At 65.9% G+C, this 16,947-nt stretch carries 13 protein-coding genes; 7 read left to right on the plus strand and 6 right to left on the minus strand.

The annotated features are described in order from the left end of the window. Positions 1-47 precede the first annotated feature (47 nt). Positions 48-1,181: a GNAT family N-acetyltransferase gene (locus tag VK98_RS09505; protein ID WP_053077307.1), complete on the minus strand. Its 1,134-nt coding sequence runs from the start codon at positions 1,179-1,181 to the stop codon at positions 48-50. A gap of 74 nt (positions 1,182-1,255) precedes the next feature. Between VK98_RS09505 and VK98_RS09510 the strand changes: the two genes are divergently transcribed. The 5 genes from VK98_RS09510 (at position 1,256) to VK98_RS09530 (ending at position 6,511) form a co-directional block, all read left to right on the plus strand. Next, positions 1,256-2,848 (plus strand): NAD+ synthase, encoded by a 1,593-nt coding sequence (locus tag VK98_RS09510; protein WP_048413808.1) that lies wholly within the window; start codon positions 1,256-1,258, stop codon positions 2,846-2,848. A gap of 126 nt (positions 2,849-2,974) precedes the next feature. Then, positions 2,975-4,090, plus strand: a complete 1,116-nt coding sequence (locus VK98_RS09515) for a hypothetical protein (RefSeq protein WP_048413809.1) — start codon at positions 2,975-2,977, stop codon at positions 4,088-4,090. A gap of 112 nt (positions 4,091-4,202) precedes the next feature. Continuing rightward, complete coding sequence (gene lolA, locus VK98_RS09520; protein WP_231589241.1) at positions 4,203-4,826, plus strand: outer membrane lipoprotein chaperone LolA; 624 nt, start codon at positions 4,203-4,205, stop codon at positions 4,824-4,826. A gap of 153 nt (positions 4,827-4,979) precedes the next feature. Continuing rightward, positions 4,980-5,639, plus strand: a complete 660-nt coding sequence (locus tag VK98_RS09525; RefSeq protein ID WP_082158864.1) for a PadR family transcriptional regulator — start codon at positions 4,980-4,982, stop codon at positions 5,637-5,639. Positions 5,640-5,701: 62 nt separating this feature from the next. After that, the gene (locus tag VK98_RS09530; protein WP_048413810.1) at positions 5,702-6,511 is read left to right on the plus strand and encodes a siderophore-interacting protein; all 810 of its coding nucleotides are present in this window, start codon (positions 5,702-5,704) and stop codon (positions 6,509-6,511) included. 48 nt (positions 6,512-6,559) lie between these two features. On the opposite strand, the gene VK98_RS09535 is transcribed toward VK98_RS09530, so the two are convergent. The 5 genes from VK98_RS09535 to VK98_RS09555 all read right to left on the minus strand — a co-directional run bounded on the left by VK98_RS09535 (position 6,560) and on the right by VK98_RS09555 (position 12,546). Next, positions 6,560-6,904: a fucose-binding lectin II gene (locus tag VK98_RS09535; RefSeq protein ID WP_019102018.1), complete on the minus strand. Its 345-nt coding sequence runs from the start codon at positions 6,902-6,904 to the stop codon at positions 6,560-6,562. A 252-nt stretch (positions 6,905-7,156) separates the two neighbouring features. Then, positions 7,157-7,705 (minus strand): RNA 2'-phosphotransferase, encoded by a 549-nt coding sequence (locus tag VK98_RS09540; RefSeq protein ID WP_048413811.1) that lies wholly within the window; start codon positions 7,703-7,705, stop codon positions 7,157-7,159. A gap of 62 nt (positions 7,706-7,767) precedes the next feature. After that, the gene (ushA, locus tag VK98_RS09545; RefSeq protein ID WP_048413812.1) at positions 7,768-9,414 is read right to left on the minus strand and encodes a bifunctional UDP-sugar hydrolase/5'-nucleotidase UshA; all 1,647 of its coding nucleotides are present in this window, start codon (positions 9,412-9,414) and stop codon (positions 7,768-7,770) included. Between the two features lie 122 nt (positions 9,415-9,536). Next, the gene (locus VK98_RS09550; RefSeq protein WP_048413813.1) at positions 9,537-11,222 is read right to left on the minus strand and encodes a glutamine--tRNA ligase/YqeY domain fusion protein; all 1,686 of its coding nucleotides are present in this window, start codon (positions 11,220-11,222) and stop codon (positions 9,537-9,539) included. A 469-nt stretch (positions 11,223-11,691) separates the two neighbouring features. Then, complete coding sequence (locus VK98_RS09555; RefSeq protein ID WP_048413814.1) at positions 11,692-12,546, minus strand: Kdo hydroxylase family protein; 855 nt, start codon at positions 12,544-12,546, stop codon at positions 11,692-11,694. A 334-nt stretch (positions 12,547-12,880) separates the two neighbouring features. Between VK98_RS09555 and VK98_RS09560 the strand changes: the two genes are divergently transcribed. Both VK98_RS09560 and VK98_RS09565 read left to right on the plus strand, forming a co-directional pair. Continuing rightward, positions 12,881-15,169: a YgiQ family radical SAM protein gene (locus VK98_RS09560; protein ID WP_048413815.1), complete on the plus strand. Its 2,289-nt coding sequence runs from the start codon at positions 12,881-12,883 to the stop codon at positions 15,167-15,169. A 240-nt stretch (positions 15,170-15,409) separates the two neighbouring features. Further along, a complete protein-coding gene (locus tag VK98_RS09565; protein ID WP_048413816.1) occupies positions 15,410-16,885 on the plus strand; it encodes a YdiU family protein in 1,476 nt (491 codons plus the stop codon). Positions 16,886-16,947 lie beyond the last annotated feature (62 nt).

Genomic DNA, 16,947 nt, shown 5'->3' on the forward strand with positions numbered 1-16,947 from the left:
CAAGGCGCTTGGCGTTTCGTTCACAGAGGCTGCGCAGTATATAAGCCCTATTCATCCGGCGCAAGTGTTTTGTAAGCGGAATGAGAAAAAAGCGCGTCGACATACTCGCCCACCCCTTCGCGCTCGCGCCGCAGCCAGCCTGCTATCGCCGCGCGAAAGCGCGGGTCCGCGATATAGTGGGCGGACCAGGTCCGCTCCGGCTCAAAACCGCGCGCCAGCTTGTGCTCGCCCTGAGCGCCGCCCTCGAAGCATTGCAGGCCGGCGCGAATCGCATACTCCAACCCTTGGTAGTAGCACAACTCGAAATGCAGGCAGGGAATGTCGATCAGCGCGCCCCAGTAACGCCCGTACAGCACGCCGTCCTGCACCAGGCACAGGCTGGCCGCCGCCGGTTCCCCATCTCGCTCCGCGACGAACATCAGGCAATGCCGGCCCAGCCGTTCCGCCAGCAGCGCGAAGAAGGCCGGGTTCAAATAGGGCGCGGAACCATGCTCCAGATAGGTCTGGCGGTAACAACGATAGAACAGCGCCCAGTCCTCGGCGGCTATGGCCTCGCCACGCAATGCGCGCACGCTGACGCCGGCCTCGGCCACCTTGCGCCGCTCCTGGCGGATTTTCTTGCGTTTGTCGCGGCTTAGCGTGGCCAGGAAGGCGTCGAAGTCGACATAGCCACGGTTGCGCCAGTGAAACTGCACGCCCTCGCGCAGCAGCCAGCCGGCCTCGCCCAGGCTCCGCGCCTCCGCGTCGGAGGGAAACAACACATGGGCCGACGACAGGCCATGCTCCTCTACCACCTGCTCCAGGCCGGCGATCAATTGCGGCCAGGCCGCCGCGTCGCCCAGCAGCCGCCGGCCGCTCACCGGGCTGAACGGCGAAGCCACCACCAGCTTGGGGTAGTAATGCAGGCCGGCTCGCGCATAGGCCTCGGCCCAGGCCCAGTCGAACACATACTCGCCGCGCGAATGCCGCTTCAGATAAGCCGGCGCCAGACCGCGCAGGCCATCGCTCCGCTCCAGGCCCAGCGGCAAGGGCAACCAGCCGCTGGCCTCCCCCACGCAGCCGGCCTGCTCCAGCGCCTGCAGCCAGCGCCAGCCGGTGAATAGATTGCCGCCCTCCTCCAGGCCGGCCCATTGTTCCGCGCTCCAGGCGCCCACTCCCTCATGCAATTGCAGCGACTCCATGATTCCTCTCGGGCGTTTGCGCCGTCTATCAGGTAAAATTCCATCTATCTCGAAACATTCGGTTCCCTATCAAGATGCGTATCGCGCTCGCCCAGTTCAACCCCGTCGTCGGCGACATCGCCGGCAACACCCGCAAAATCCTCGACCTCGCCCACGCCGCCATCGCCCAGGGCGCGGACGTGCTGGTTACGCCGGAGCTGGCCTTGACCGGCTACAGCCCGGAAGACCTGCTGCTGCGCGACAGTTTCTACCGCGCTTGCAGCCAGGCGCTGGACGAGTTGCTGGAGCTGGACGGCATCACCCTGGTGGTGGGACACCCGGCCCGGATGGGCGCGGAACGCTTCAACGCCGCCACCGTGCTGCGCGACGGCAACCGGCTGGGCCAGTATCACAAGATGCTGCTGCCCAACGATGAAGTGTTCGACGAATGCCGCTACTTCACCCCCGGCGCCGCGCCCCTGGTGTTCCAGCAGGGCGAGGCCAAGGTGGGCGTGCTGATCTGCGAAGACGTGTGGTCGGTCGACCCGGCCGCCGAGGCCGCCGACGCCGGCGCCGACGTGGTGGTGGTGCTCAACGCCTCGCCCTTCCATCGCAACAAGATTGAAACCCGCCACGACGTGGTGCGCTTCCGCGCCGAGGAAACCGGCCTGCCCTTCGCCTACGTCAACCTGAGCGGCGGCCAGGACGAACTGGTGTTCGACGGCGCCTCCTTCGCCGTCAACCGCGCCGGCGAGGTGGTGGCCCAGGCCGCCGCCTACGACGAGGAACTGCTGATCGTCGACTTCGACGGCGGCGACCTGCTGCCCGGCGCCAAGGCCGCGCTGCCCGGCCCGCTGGAAAGCGTCTACCGCACGCTGGTGACCGGCGTGCGCGACTACATCGGCAAGAACGGCTTCCCCGGCGCGCTGCTGGGCCTGTCCGGCGGCATAGACTCCGCGCTGACGCTGGCGGTGGCGGTGGACGCGCTGGGCGCGGACAAGGTGCACGCGGTGATGATGCCCTCGCGCTACACCGCGGACATCTCGGTGACCGATTCCCGCGACATGGTGGCCCGCCTGGGCGTGAAGTACGAGGAAATCGAAATCTGGCCGATGTACGAAAGCTTCGTCCAGGCGCTGGCGCCCAGCTTCGCCGGCCTGGCCGAGGACACCACCGAGGAAAACCTGCAGGCGCGCATCCGCGGCACCCTGCTGATGGCGCTGTCCAACAAGAGCGGCAAGCTGGTGCTCACCACCGGCAACAAATCGGAAATGACCACCGGCTACTGCACCCTGTACGGCGACATGGCCGGCGGCTTCGCCGTGCTCAAGGACGTGGCCAAGACCCTGGTGTTCGAACTGTGCCGCTGGCGCAATCTGCAAGGCGAGATCATCCCGGAACGCATCATCACCCGGCCGCCGTCGGCGGAACTGCGTCCGGACCAGACCGATCAGGACAGCCTGCCGCCTTACGAGGTGCTGGACGCCATCATGGCGCGCTACGTGGAGGAAAACCTGTCCGCCGACGCCATCATCGCCGAAGGCTACGCCGAGGCCGACGTGCGCCGCGTGGTGCGGCTGCTGAAGGTCAACGAGTACAAGCGCCGCCAGGCGCCGGTGGGCCCGCGCGTCACCCATCGCGGCTTCGGCAAAGACTGGCGCTACCCGATCACCAATAAATTCAGCTGATCCCCCGCCGGGGCCGCCTCGCGCCGGCCCCCGCATGACATAGGCGATGCCGAATGCGTTAAACTGTTCGGCTCGCGCCGAACCGCACCTTCCCGTCCGGCGCAGAATCTCGCTCAAGGAAACACCATGCGTCTGAAAAAACTGGGACTGTGCGCCGCGTTGTGCGGCGTCGCGCTGCTGACCGGCTGCGTCTCGCCCCTCGCCAACAAGAGCGCCGATCAGGCCGTCCGCAAGATCATGCTGCAAAACTGGAACAGCAAGGGCTACAACATCGACGCCGACATCGGCTTCGACGAGTTGAGCGTCGCCGACGTCGACAAGGCCAAGGAAGACGGCGGCAAGCTGGAACAGGCCGCCGCCTCCGCCGCCGACCAGATCGCCCGCAGCATGCGCCTCAACGTCAAGGCCGCGCTGGACGTGCCGGGCGGCAAGCTGGAGCTGATCCCGGCGCTGCGCCTGGAACGCCGCAACCTGCTGACCAGCGTGCAGCTGCCGCTGCAATTCCACGCCAAGGACCTGTCCTTGCTGGTGGACCCGTCCGCCGCCTACCTGTTCGTGCCGGAAATGCAGGCCTACGAGGGCAAGTTCCTGCGCGTGCGGCTGCCGCAGCGCGTGGCCGACAACTTCCCGCTCCAGGCCATGTACCAGGCGATGCCTAAACTGCTGGACGAAGCCTACGCCAAGGTGGACAAACAGGCGTTCAGCTTCCAGCCGCTGGACCCGCGCGCCGCGGAACTGGGCGCGCGCTACCGGCTGCGCATCGCCATGAGCCGCGCCCAGGAAAACCAGCTGGCCTCCCACATCATCGCCGGCCTGATCCAGGTGGCGCGCCAGGAAGCCGCGCGCAAGCCGCAGATCAAGCCCGGCCCGCTGGGCAGCGAAAGCCTGCTGCAACTGGTCGACAGCCTGATCAAGGCCTCCGACGACACCCCGCTGAACAGCAACACCGTCAGCGATCTCTACGTCAGCCGCGGCGGCGACCTGCTGGCCATCCGCCAGACCATACGCTTCGACAGCCCGCGCTTCCGCGGCCAGGCCCACGCCGACATCCGCTACAGCAACCTCGGCAAGCCGGTGTTCGCCTTCCAGCCCACCGAGGCGGACATCCTGGACCTGGAGCGCCTGGACAAGCCGGAATGGCTGAAATCGCTGGGCCTGGCGCTGCGCGTGCTGAGCCAGCCGCCGGCAGCCGACGACGAAGGCGCGGCCGCAGCCGCTCCGGACGCCTCCGCCGCGCAATAATCGCTAACACATAGGCGCCGCCGCCGCCCCCGCGCCCGGAAACCACGACCGGCGGCGGCGGTCTCACCTGCTTTGCGGCGGCAGCGCGCCGCGCGCCAAGGACTTGAACCGCATGAAGATGAAAACACTGATTTCCGCCTCTTTCGCCGTCGCCGCGCTGGCGCTGCCGGCCGCCGCCAGCGCCGACGCCGTCGCCCAGCTCAAGGCCTTCGTCGCCGGCAACAAAACCCTGAGCGCCGACTTCAAGCAAGTGGTCAGCAACAAGAACAAGCGCGAGGAAGCCAGCGGCCGGCTGGAAATCGCCCGTCCCGGCAAATTCCGCTGGGAGTACAACAAGCCCTATGAACAATTGATCGTCGGCGACGGCAAGACGCTGTGGGTCTACGACAAGGACCTGGCGCAAGTCACCCGCAAGGCGCAGGGCGCGGCGCTGGGCTCCAGCCCGGCCGCGCTGCTGGCCGGCAACAACGCCATCGAACAGAACTATCAATTGAAGGAAGCCGGCAAGAGCGGCGAGGTGGAATGGCTGTCCGCCAGCCCCAAGCAGGCCGACAACAGCTTCAGCGCCATCCGCATGGGCTTCAAGGCCAATATGCTGGTGGAAATGGAATTGACCGACAGCTTCGGCAACCACACCAAGGTCAGCTTCAGCGCGCCGCAGCGGAACCCGCCGCTTCCCGCCTCCCGCTTCGCCTTCGTGCCGCCCAAGGGCGTGGACGTGGTCAGCGGCGACTGAAACCGCGCCCACTTTCTTCCAGCCGCCTCCGGGCGGCTTTTCTTTTGCCCCGTGCCAAAAACGCCACAGCCCAGCTCCTTTCCCATGAGGCCGGCTTGACTTTCTTATATCGAAAAACATATCTTAAGATATATTTTCTTCAGGAGAGCCGTCATGCCTCACCGTCTCGACACCCTGCTCCGCCGCCTGGGCGGACGCCACGCGCATCATCGCCTCCACGCGATGGCCCGGCACGGCCACGGCGGCGGCCATGGCCGCCACGGAGGATTCGGCGGCTTCGGCGGCGGCGACGACGAGAGCATGACCCGCGGCCGCAAATTCAGCTCCGACGAACTGCAGCTGCTGTTGCTGGCCCTGCTGGAAGAGCGGCCCAGCCACGGCTACGAATTGATCAAGGCGCTGCAAAGCCGCAGCAACGGCTTTTACAGCCCCAGCCCCGGCATGGTCTACCCGGCCTTGACCTATCTGGAGGAACTGGCCCACGTCACCGTGAGCCAAGAAGGCAACCGCAAATGCTACGCGCTGGCGGAAGCCGGCCGCGTCTATCTGGAGCAGAACCGCGAGCAAGTGGAATGGATGATGGCGCGGCTGAAGCACATCGCGCGCAAGATGAACTCGATCCGCCGTGCGCTGACCGGAGAAATGCCGCCGCCGGACGACGCCGCCGGCAGCTGGATTCCGGAACTGACCCGGGCCCGCGGCGAACTGAAGCAAGCGCTGATGCGAACCGCCAACGTCGACGAGAACGAACAGCGCCGCATCGCCGCCATCCTGAGACAGGCCTGTGAGCAAATTCTGGGCGACACCGGCTAAGACCCGCTAAGAACGATTTACGCCCCCAAGCGCCCAGCCACGACTTCAACACAGGACTCCCTATGACCACACCCGAACTGACCGTGCAGCGCCTGCGCCACCCGCTGCGCTTCCGCCTGCTGCAAGTGCGCGCCATCCGCTCGCTCGGCCCCAAGCTGATCCGCGTCACCCTGGGCGGCGAAGAACTGGCCGGCTTCGCCACCGCCTCCTTCGACGACCACCTCAAAGTGTTCTTCCCCGAGCATCCGGACGCCAAGCCCGCGCTGCCGGCGCTGGTGGACGAAACCCTGATTTATCCGGAAGGCCAGCCGCGCCCAACCGCGCGCGACTACACCCCCTGCCGCTTCGACCCGGAACGGCTGGAGCTGGACCTGGAATTCGTGCTGCACGAGGCCGGCCCCGCCACCAGCTGGGCGGCCCAGGCCAAGCCCGGCCAATACCTGGGCATAGGCGGCCCGCGCGGCTCCTTGGTCATTCCGGCGGCTTTCGACTGGCATCTGCTGATCGGCGACGAATCCGCCTTGCCCGCCATCCGCCGCCGCCTGGCCGAACTGCCGCCCGCCGCCAAGGTCATCGCCCTGCTGCAAACCAGCGAGGCGGACCAGCGCTGCGAACTGCCCGAGCACCCCAACGCCGACGTCCGCTGGGTGCACCAGGACGCCGAAGCCGCGGAGCCGGCGCTGCTCGCCGCGCTCAAGCCGCTGACGCTGCCGGCGGGCGAAGGCTTTGTCTGGGCCGCCGGCGAATACCACGCCATCCGCGCGGTGCGCCAACACCTGCGCGAGGAACGCGGCATAGACAAGAGCCGCATCCGCGCCGCCAGCTACTGGCGCGAGGGCAAGGCCGCCAGCCACGAAACCCTGGAAGACTAAAACGACAAAGCCCCCGCCAGGGGGCTTTGTTCATCCGTCAGGCGAGCCTTAACCCAGCGGCCAGTTCAATACCACGATCGAATCGTTGTAATCCTGATCCGCGCCGTCTTCCGCGCCCACCAAGGCCAGGTTCAGGCGATTGGCCAGCACCACCTGGCTGGACACCAGATCCGACTGCTTGCCGTTGACCGTCACCGCGATCCGCACCGCGCCGGAGCCGGAATTGATCACCCGGGTGCCCAGGTTGCGGTCGTCCACGCCGCTGCCGCTGAAAGTGGCGCGCGGCTCATTGTCCACGTACACGGTGATGTTTTGCTGGTAAGCCGCGTTGGTCAACGCGGTGACGCCGAAGTTGATGCGCGGGGGAAGAGTGAATACGCCTTGCTGAGCCATGATCGTTCTCCTGTAAGGGTTCAAACGCCAAACCTCTCAGGCCGGCCTCCACGCGTCGACGCGCGGAAGGCGGCCACCGTCTCAAGCTGCCACTGCCTCCATTACCCTAGGCAAGCGCGCCCGCGTATTCACCGGACCCAAAGGCCAGCAAGCCGCCAAGCCGCGGCCGGCAAGGCCCGCAAGAAAAAACCGCAGCCTGGGCTGCGGTTTTAGTCTACAAGTGCCCAGCAGGTCCGCTCGACCGGACCCCGTTTACCAAGCTGTCGGCAGAATGAATTCGGCCGGCACCTCATCCGCCAACCACACCATCTCATTGCCGTGATAGAAGGCCGTTCCCGCCGCATGCGCTGCGGCGGCATCCACCTTGAGCAAAACTGGCGCACCTGCCTTACGGCCACCCACCTGCATCGCAGTTTCGGTATCTACCGACAAATGCACATACTGCCGCCCCATGGGCAGCAAGCCGCTTTGCCGTATCAACGCGGCGGTTTCCGGCGACGTTCCATGGTAGAGCCACGCCGGCGGCGCGCTCCGCTGTTTTGACAATTTGCCCGGCAAAGAATGGCCGTAAAACGCGCGGATGCAGTCGCCGTCGATCTCATGTCGCTTCTTCTCGGAACGCGCGATCATTTCAATCAGGTCAGAAACCGCCAGATCGCGCCATTCTTCACGCTCGGCGCGCAGTGCCGCCAGCAAGGCCGTTAACGGCACCCAGCCGGCGTCGTCCAGCTCCAGTTCATACAGCCAGGGCTCGTGACGCAAGGCGTGCGACACCGTCCGGCTCAAGCTTTGGTAATCCATGAGGTTCTTTCGCAAAACCGCGACCTTCGGCCGCGGCTGAATTGTCTATTTGCCGGCCGCGCTCAGTTGCGCGTCACCGCGTCTCCGGGCGCGTAGGCGCCGGCGTCTATCGGCGAATGCGCGGCGATGTGCTCGCGCAGCATCTCGGCGTCGACGAAGCCGGTGTTGACGTAGCCCGGATGCTTGTTCATCAGCGGGTAGCCGTCGCCGCCGGCGGCGATGAAGCTGTTGATCGCCATCCGATAGGTCTTGGACGGATCAATGGGCTGGCCGCCGATCAGCGCCTGCTGCAGCTGGCCGCCGACGATGCGCAGCTTGACCCCGGCGAACTGGCCGAAGGCGCCGGCGCCGGGCGTCATCCGCGCGGCGGCTTTCAGATAGTCCAGCGCTTCTTCGCCGTTCAGATCCACGTACGCCAGGGTGCTGCCGAAGGGGAACACCTTCAGCACGTCGCGGTAGTTGATCGCGCCGGCCGGCAGCGAATCGCGGATGCCGCCGGAATTGCTCACCGCGAAGTCCGCCTTGACCTTGGCCATCATCACCCGGCCGATGAACACGCCCAGATTGGTGGGCTGGCTGCGCACCACGCCGCGGTCGCCGTCCAGCTTGGCGCTGGTCCGGCCCACCGGCACGTCCAGCGCCGCCTGGCCCTTGTTCTGATAGCTTTGCAGGAAGTTGCGCAGCTTGCCGTCCTCCTCGATCAGCTGGGTGTACGGCACTTTCTGCTCCTTGCCGTCCACGCCCTTGACGCTTTTCTTCAGGTTGACCGGCATCAGCTGGTATTTGGAAAGCTTGAGCTTGCCGTTGCGGAACTCGAAATCGGCGCGGCCCACGTATTTGCCCCACTCGTGCGCCTGCACGATCCAGGCGCCGTTCTGGCGGTCCGGCGCGCAGGGCGCGCCCGGCACATAGGCGTCGTCGCGCTGGTTTTCCGCCTTCATGCACACCGGGTTCTGGCTGTGGCCGCCCACGATCAGGTCCAGCCCCTTCACCGCGCGCGCCATTTCCACGTCGCCCGGCGCGTTCACGCCGTGCTGGCCGTCGGTGTAGTGGCCCATATGGGTGGCGGCGATGACGATGTCGGCCTTCTGGCGCAGCTCAGGCACCAGCTTGCCGGCCTCGGCGATCGGGCTGCGGAACTCGATGCCCTTGACCTGTTCCGGGTTCACCATCTTGGCGGTGTCGTCGGTGGTCAGGCCCAGCACCGCCACCCTCACCCCGCCCAGATTGAACATCGCGTAGGGATCGAACATGCGCTGCCCGTCTTGATAGATATTGGCGGACAACATCGGGAAGTTGATCCACTGGCGCTGCTTCATCAGCACCGGCACCGGTTTGTCGAACTCGTGGTTGCCCACCGCCATCGCGTCGTAGCCGATGCGGCTCATGCCGCGGAAGTCCGGCTCCGCGTCCTGCAGATCGGACTCCGGTACCCCGGTGTTGATGTCGCCGCCGGACAGCAACAGCATGTAGCCGCCCGCGGCCTTGACCTCGGCGCGCACCTGGTCCACCAGCGTTTTCTGCGCGGCCAGCCCGTATTCGCCGTCGCTATTGGGCCAGAAACGGCCGTGGTGGTCGTTGGTGTGCAGGATGGTGATCTTGTAAGTCTTGTCTTCAACGTAATTGCCCTTGCCCGGCGTGGCGGCGCAGGCGGAGAGCAGGCCGGCGGCCAACAGGGACAGGGCAAGCGGTTTCACGGATAGTTTCATCGTTGATCCTTGGTTCTTATTGGAAGGCGTGCAGGCCGTAAAAATGGCGGACCCTGGGGCCCGCCATTGCTGAAAGTCATGGCCCGGTCGGACGCGCAAAGCTTCCGGCCGGGCGCTCGAGCTTATTTGCTCCAGCTGTCCTTCAGGCCCACGCTGCGGTTGAACACCGCCTTGACCCCCGGCTGATGCTCGTAACGGTCGGTGACGAAATAGCCCAGGCGTTCAAACTGGAAGCGGGACTCCGGCTCGGCCTGCAGCACCGAGGCCTCGACATAGGTCGGCACCAACTTCAGCGATTCCGGGTTCAAGAACTGGCGGAAGTCGGCGTACTCGCCGTCCTCGCCGCGCACCGCGTCCGGACGCGGCTCGGTGAACAGGCGCTCGTACCAGCGCACATCGGCCTCGATCGCGTGTTCGGCGGACACCCAGTGGATCACGCCCTTGACCTTGCGGCCTTCCGGGTTCTTGCCCAGGGTGTCGTGGTCGATGCTGCACTTGAGCTCCACCACATTGCCGGCCGCGTCCTTGACCGCTTCCTCGCACTTGATCACATAGGAGTAGCGCAAGCGCACTTCGCCGCCAACGGTCAGGCGCTGCCACTTGGGCGGCGGCACTTCGGCGAAATCGTCCTGCTCGATCCAGATCTCGCGGGCGATCGGCACTTCGCGCTCGCCGAACTCCGGATGATGCGGATGGAAGGGCGCGCTGCGGCTGGCGGTGACGGCGGCGTCGTAATTGTTCAGCGTCACTTTCAGCGGATTCACCACCGCCATCACGCGCGGCGAATCGTTTTCCAGCGTCTCGCGCACCGCGCCTTCCAGAATGGCCATGTCGATGATGTTCTCGCTCTTGGACACGCCGATGCGTTGAGCGAACAGCTTGATGCCGGCCGGGCTGTAGCCGCGGCGGCGCATGCCGGCGATGGTGGGCATGCGCGGATCGTCCCAGCCGCTCACCGCGCCTTCGTTGACCAGCGCCAGCAGCTTGCGCTTGGAGGTCAGCGTGTACAGCAGCTCCAGCCGCGACGACTCATACTGGCGCGGATGGCAGCCGATGCTGATATTGTCCAGCACCCAGTCGTAGAGCGGACGGTGGTCTTCGAATTCCAGCGTGCACAAGGAGTGGGTGATGCCCTCGATGGCGTCGGAAATGCAGTGGGTGTAGTCGTACATCGGGTAGATGCACCACTTGTCGCCGGTGCGGTGATGATGCGCGCGGCGGATGCGGTAGATGGCCGGATCGCGCAGATTGATGTTGCCGGAAGACATGTCTATCTTCAGGCGCAGCGTCTTGCTGCCGTCCGCAAACTCGCCGTTCTTCATGCGGGAGAACAGATCCAGGTTCTCCTCCACGCCGCGCTCGCGGTAGGGGCTGTTCTTGCCCGGCTCGGTCAGGCTGCCGCGGTACTGGCGCATTTCCTCGGCGGACAGATCGTCCACATAGGCCTTGCCGGCCTGGATCAGCTCCACCGCGTAACCGTACAGGCGGTCGAAGTAGTCGGAAGCGAAACGCACGTCGCCGTCCCACTTGAAGCCCATCCAGCTGATGTCGTCGATGAAGGACTGCACGTACTCCGGCGACTCTTTCTCCGGATTGGTGTCGTCCATGCGCAGATTGCACTTGCCCTGGTAATCTTCGGCCAGGCCGAAGTTCAGGCAAATGGCCTTGGCGTGGCCGATATGGGCGAAACCGTTGGGTTCCGGCGGGAAGCGGGTGACGATGCTGCTGTGCTTGCCGGAGGCCAGGTCCTCGTCAATGATGTTGCGGATGAAGTTGCTGACAACCGGCGCGTTGTTTTCCGTGCTCATTGTTTTGTGCGGTGCGAGTTTATGACTAATCGAAGATTGTAACCGATTTTTGCTCAATACTTGAGACCCCGCGTACCAACCTTCCCGCAGGCCGGCAAAGCATCAATTTTGCCTGTCAGCAAACATTGAGTAATCGTAGTCGTCCAGACACAAACCGGAGGCATCTCCCAATACCGACCCACCAAAGCCGCAACCTGGATTCGGGCAGATCGCAGAACCACCATCATCCTGCCATCTCAATACTGCGGAAGGAGGAAATCGGGAGTAACACGCAGTACAGATACACTCCCGGCTGGCCTGAACTTCGTCCCGGTTGCCCCAGACGTGATCCTCCGCAGCCTCTCCCAAGCGGCGCAGCTGCTCCTCGCTAAACCCTTTCGGGCTCATTGGCCGCTTTGCAGTCACCTCGTGAGTAACCCCACCCCGTCCACTCAATCGTTTTTTCAGCCAGCCAAACACGAACATCACCTTAAACCAGGGACTTGCCGGCAATATCTTCCAACAAACTTAGTGGAGAACGTTTCGGATCACTCATCTCCGCCGCCGGCAGCCAGAAAGTCTGCTCCAGCATGAACTGGCCGGACATCACCGCGTGCGACGCGTGGTCGGAGAAACAGACCCAGGCGCAGCCGGGCGGAAACGGCATGGTTTCCTGCGGGCATTGGCGCTGGTAATCCAGGTCCGCCTTCATCGCGTCATGCAGATGCAGCATGATGTGGTCGTAAGCGCTGCGCTTGCGCTTGGTGATCTTCAAGGCCGCCAGCAAGGCCGCCGAGCCCGGCCATTGCCGCGGCACCCGCGGCAGCATGCGCCGCGCCATGTCGGTGAACGGCTCGCCCACCCGCCACACCCTGGGCTCGCCATGCGGATTGATGTTGCAGAACACCCGCAGAATGCGTTCGCCGTAATTGGGGCGGGACGGAAACGCGTCCACGTGCAGCCGGCTGTCGTCCTTGCGCCAGGAGGTCCGGCGGTCTTCCACCCGCATCAGCCGCAGGCTGGTGGGCGCGGCGCGCAGCTTGCCCTGGTATTCCGGCAACAGCCGCGCGGCCAGATCGGCCGCCGCCCGCTGGTAACGCGCGATCAAACCGCGCACCGCCGCCTCCCGCTCCGCGCCTCCCACCACGCCGTGCAAGGCGCCGTTGTCCGGCTCCAGGCTGATGTTCTTGCGCTTGGGATCGGCGACGGCCGGATCCAGCAAGCCCCCCTCCTCGGCCAGCAGCTTGAAATCGAAGCTGGGCAGATACAAGACCTTGCCCTGCTCCAACTCATCCACATAGCGGCCTGGCGCCGCCTCATCCACCAACACGATCTGGCTCGTCATCTTGAGCTCCTGCCTGAAACAATGATTTCCCTCGCGGAAGAAGCGACGCAGCGCGGACCGAAGCCGCCGTCGCTCCTCTCCCGGCCGCGCCGCGGCGGCCTGACGATGGGCCGCTAGGATACGCCTGCGGCAAGGGAATGTCATGCCGCCGCCGCCTTCCCCCGTTCCAGCGGCCAGGGCGCGCAGCGCCTTGATTTTGATGGGCAAAACCGCCCCTCCGGCAAAACCCTACTGCAACCAAGGCAATTCCCAATAAAAAACAAGCGCTTATTCAACAAGCAAGCGGCAACTATGGCATAATGTCGGGTTGCTCGAACTTCAGTCCATTGCCAGCATGACGACCGCACACGCCGCCAAACCGATCACCTCCTACCGCAAGTACTGGGCCAGCCGCTTCGGCCCCGCCCCGTTCCTGCCGATGACCCGCGCCGAAATGGACCAGCTGGGCTGGGACTCCTGTGACATCATCCTGATCACCGGCGACGGCTATATCGACCACCCCAGCTTCGGCATGGCGCTGGTGGGCCGGCTGCTGGAAGACCAGGGCTTCCGCGTGGGCATCATCTCCCAGCCGGACTGGCACTCCGCCGACGCCTTCCGCGAACTGGGCAAGCCCAATCTGTTCTTCGGCGTCACCGCCGGCAATATGGACTCGATGATCAACCGCTACACCGCGGACCGCCGCCCGCGCTCGGACGACGCCTACACCCCGCACGCCGCGGCCAACAAGCGCCCGGACCGCGCCGTCACCGTCTACGCCCAGCGCTGCCGCGAAGCCTACCCCGGCGTGGGCGTGATGGTGGGCAGCATCGAGGCCAGCCTGCGCCGCATCGCCCACTACGACTACTGGAGCGAGAAAGTGCGCCCGTCGGTGCTGATCAACTCCAAGGCCGATTTGCTGCTGTACGGCAACGCCGAACGCGCGCTGGTGGAAGTGGCGCACCGCGCCGCCAGGGGCGAAAAGCTCAGCGAGATCCGCGACGTGCGCGGCACCGCCTTCATCGCGCCGCACGGCTGGCGTCCGGACGAAGAATGGCAGGAAATGGACTCCAGCGTGGTGGACCTGCCGGGCAAGGTGGACGCCCACCTCAACCCCTACCAGGAAATCCCGGAGCAGGCGGCCGAAGCCACCAAGGACCAGGACCCGTCCAAGCCGCAGGTGATCCGCATCGAATCGCGCGAAGAACGGCTGGCCAAGCGCCGCGCCGAGCGCGCCAAGACCGTGATCCGCATCCCGGCCTACGAGGCCGTGGCCCACGACCCGGTGCTGTACGCCCACGCCAGCCGCACCCTGCACCTGGAATCCAACCCCGGCAACGCCCGCGCGCTGGTGCAGATGCACGGCGAGCGCGACGTGTGGCTGACCCCGCCGCCCATTCCGCTGACCACCGAGGAAATGGACCACGTCTACGGCCTGCCCTACGCCCGCAACCCGCACCCCAGCTACGGCGACGCCAACATCCCGGCCTGGGAAATGATCAAGTACTCGGTCAACATCATGCGCGGCTGTTTCGGCGGCTGTACCTTCTGCTCCATCACCGAGCACGAAGGCCGCATCATCCAGAGCCGTTCCGAGGAATCCATCCTCAAGGAAATCGAGGAAATCCGCGACAAGACCCCGGGCTTCACCGGCCACATCTCGGACCTGGGCGGCCCCACCGCCAATATGTACCGCCTCTCCTGCAAGGACCCGAAGATCGAGCGTTCCTGTAGGAAGCTGTCCTGCGTGTTCCCGGACATCTGCGAAAACCTGAACACCGACCACAGCCACCTGATCCAGCTCTACCGCAAGGCGCGCGCGCTGCCTGGCGTGAAGAAGATCAACATCCAGTCCGGCCTGCGCTACGACCTGGCCGTGCGCTCGCCCGAATACATCAAGGAACTGGTGCAGCACCACGTGGGCGGCTATCTGAAGATCGCCCCGGAGCACACCGAGGACGGCCCGCTGTCCATGATGATGAAGCCGGGCATGGGCGCTTACGACAAGTTCAAGGAACTGTTCGAGCGCTTCAGCCGTCAGGCCGGCAAGGAACAGTATCTGATCCCCTACTTCATCGCCGCACACCCCGGCACCAGCGACGAAGACATGATGAACCTGGCGCTGTGGCTGAAGAAGAACAACTTCCGCCTGGACCAGGTGCAAACCTTCACCCCCACGCCGATGGCGATGGCCACCACCATGTGGCACACCCGCCGCAATCCGCTCAAGCGCCTGTCGCGCAGCTCGGAAAAGGTGGACGTGGTGCGCGACGGCTACCGCCGCAAGCTGCACAAGGCCTTCCTGCGCTACCATCACCCAGACAACTGGCAGATCCTCCACGACGCGCTGATCCAGATGGGCCGCAGCGATCTGATCGGCCACAGCAAGCACTGCCTGATTCCGCCGACGCCGCCGGGCGACAAGGCCGCCGCCGTGCGCCACCGCATGGGCGCGCCGCTGTCGCGCAACAAAGCCCCCGGCCAGCGCGCCGCGGCCACGGCCGGCCACGGACAGCGCGGCAAGCCCGCGCAGGCCAAAGCCGCCGCCAAGCCCGCCGCCGGCAAAGCGCCGACCGGACGCGGCAAGCCCATAAGCAAACCGGGCGGCAAACCGGCAGGCGCCGGCAAGGGCCGCAGCCGTTGAATCCAGCCGCCCACGGGCGGCTTTTTGCCGGCCGGCGGCCGGGCACTTTGCCCCGCCGCCGGCGTCTCAGAACGTGTTTACGATCTCGCGAGCTAAGGTGAGACAAGGCGAAAACAGCTGAGAAAGCGGAGTGTACACACGGTACATGAGCATTTCGAAGGTGTTTTCAACGCCGTATCACCAACGCGCAGCAGATCGTAAACAGGTTCTCAATCCCCTACCCCGCCCAGCGAGCCCGCCATGATCCACATCGACTTCGACCACAGCTACGCCCGCGACCTGCCCGACGCCTGCGCGCCGGTCAAGCCCGACGCCCCGCCCGCGCCGGCCCTGCTGTACTGGAACACCGCGCTGGCGGAGGAACTGGGCCTGGACAGCGGCCAGGCCGACGCCGCCGAGCTGGCCGCCGCCTTCTCCGGCGCCGCGCCGCCCTCCGGCGCCAAGCCGGTGGCCCAAGCCTATGCCGGCCACCAGTTCGGCGGCCTGTCCCCGTCGCTGGGCGACGGCCGCGCGCTGCTGCTGGGCGAAGTCATCGACCACAACGGTCAGCGCCGCGACATCGCCTTCAAAGGCAGCGGCCGCACTCCGTTCTCCCGCCGCGGCGACGGCAAGGCCGCGGTGGGGCCGATGCTGCGCGAACTGATCATCGGCGAAGCCATGCACGCGCTCGCCATCCCCAGCACCCGCGCGCTGGCCGTGGCCGCCACCGGCGAAACCGTCTACCGCGAACAGGCGCTGCCCGGCGCGGTGCTGACCCGCGTCGCCGCCAGCCACCTGCGCGTCGGCACCTTCCAGTACTTCGCCATCCGCGGCGAGCGCGACATGCTGCGCCGGCTGGCCGATTACACCCTGGCGCGCCACTACCCCGAGCTGACCGGCGCAGAGCAACCCTATCTGGCGCTGCTGCAAGCCGCGGCGGAACGCCAGGCGGAACTGATCGCCCGCTGGATGCACGCCGGCTTCATCCACGGCGTGATGAACACCGACAATATGGCGCTCAGCGGCGAAACCATAGACTACGGCCCCTGCGCCTTCATGGACGTCCACCACCCGTCCACCGTGTTCAGCTCCATAGACAGCGGCGGCCGCTACGCCTACGGCAACCAGCCGGCCATCGCCCAATGGAACCTGGCCCGGCTGGCCGAAACCCTGCTGCCGCTGCTGGACCCGGACGAGCCCAAGAACGCGGTACCGGCGGCCACCGCCGTCATCGAAGGCTTCGTCGAACGCTACCAGGCCCACTGGCTGCGACAGGCGCGCCGCAAACTGGGCCTGAGCCAGGCGCAGGACAGCGACCAGGAACTGGCCGAAGACTGGCTGGCGCTGCTGGCGCGCCAGGACGCCGACCACACCCTGGCCTGGCGCCGGCTGGCCGACGCCGCCGAAGGCCAAGACCAGGCGCTGACCCAGCTCTTCAACGACCCGGCCGCCGCCGCGCCGTGGCTGGCCCGCTGGCGCCAGCGGCTGGACGCCGAACCGCAAACCGCCGCCGAACGCGCCGCCGCGCTGCGCCAGGCCAACCCGCTCTACATCCCGCGCAACCACCTGGTGGAAGAAGCGCTGGCCGCCGCCAGCGACCATGGCGACATGGGCCCGACGCTGGCGCTGCTGGACGTATTACGCCAGCCCTACGCCGAACGCGCCGGTCTGGAGCGCTACACGCTGCCGGCCGCGCCGGCAGTGGCGCAAGGGTATCGGACCTTCTGCGGCACCTAAGAACCTGTTTACGATCTGCTGCGCGTCGTGAAGCCCTGCACGGTGAGTACCAGCTCAAAATG

The organism is Chromobacterium sp. LK11 (genome assembly GCF_001043705.1).
In the GTDB taxonomy this organism is placed as follows: Bacteria; Pseudomonadota; Gammaproteobacteria; order Burkholderiales; family Chromobacteriaceae; genus Chromobacterium; species Chromobacterium alkanivorans.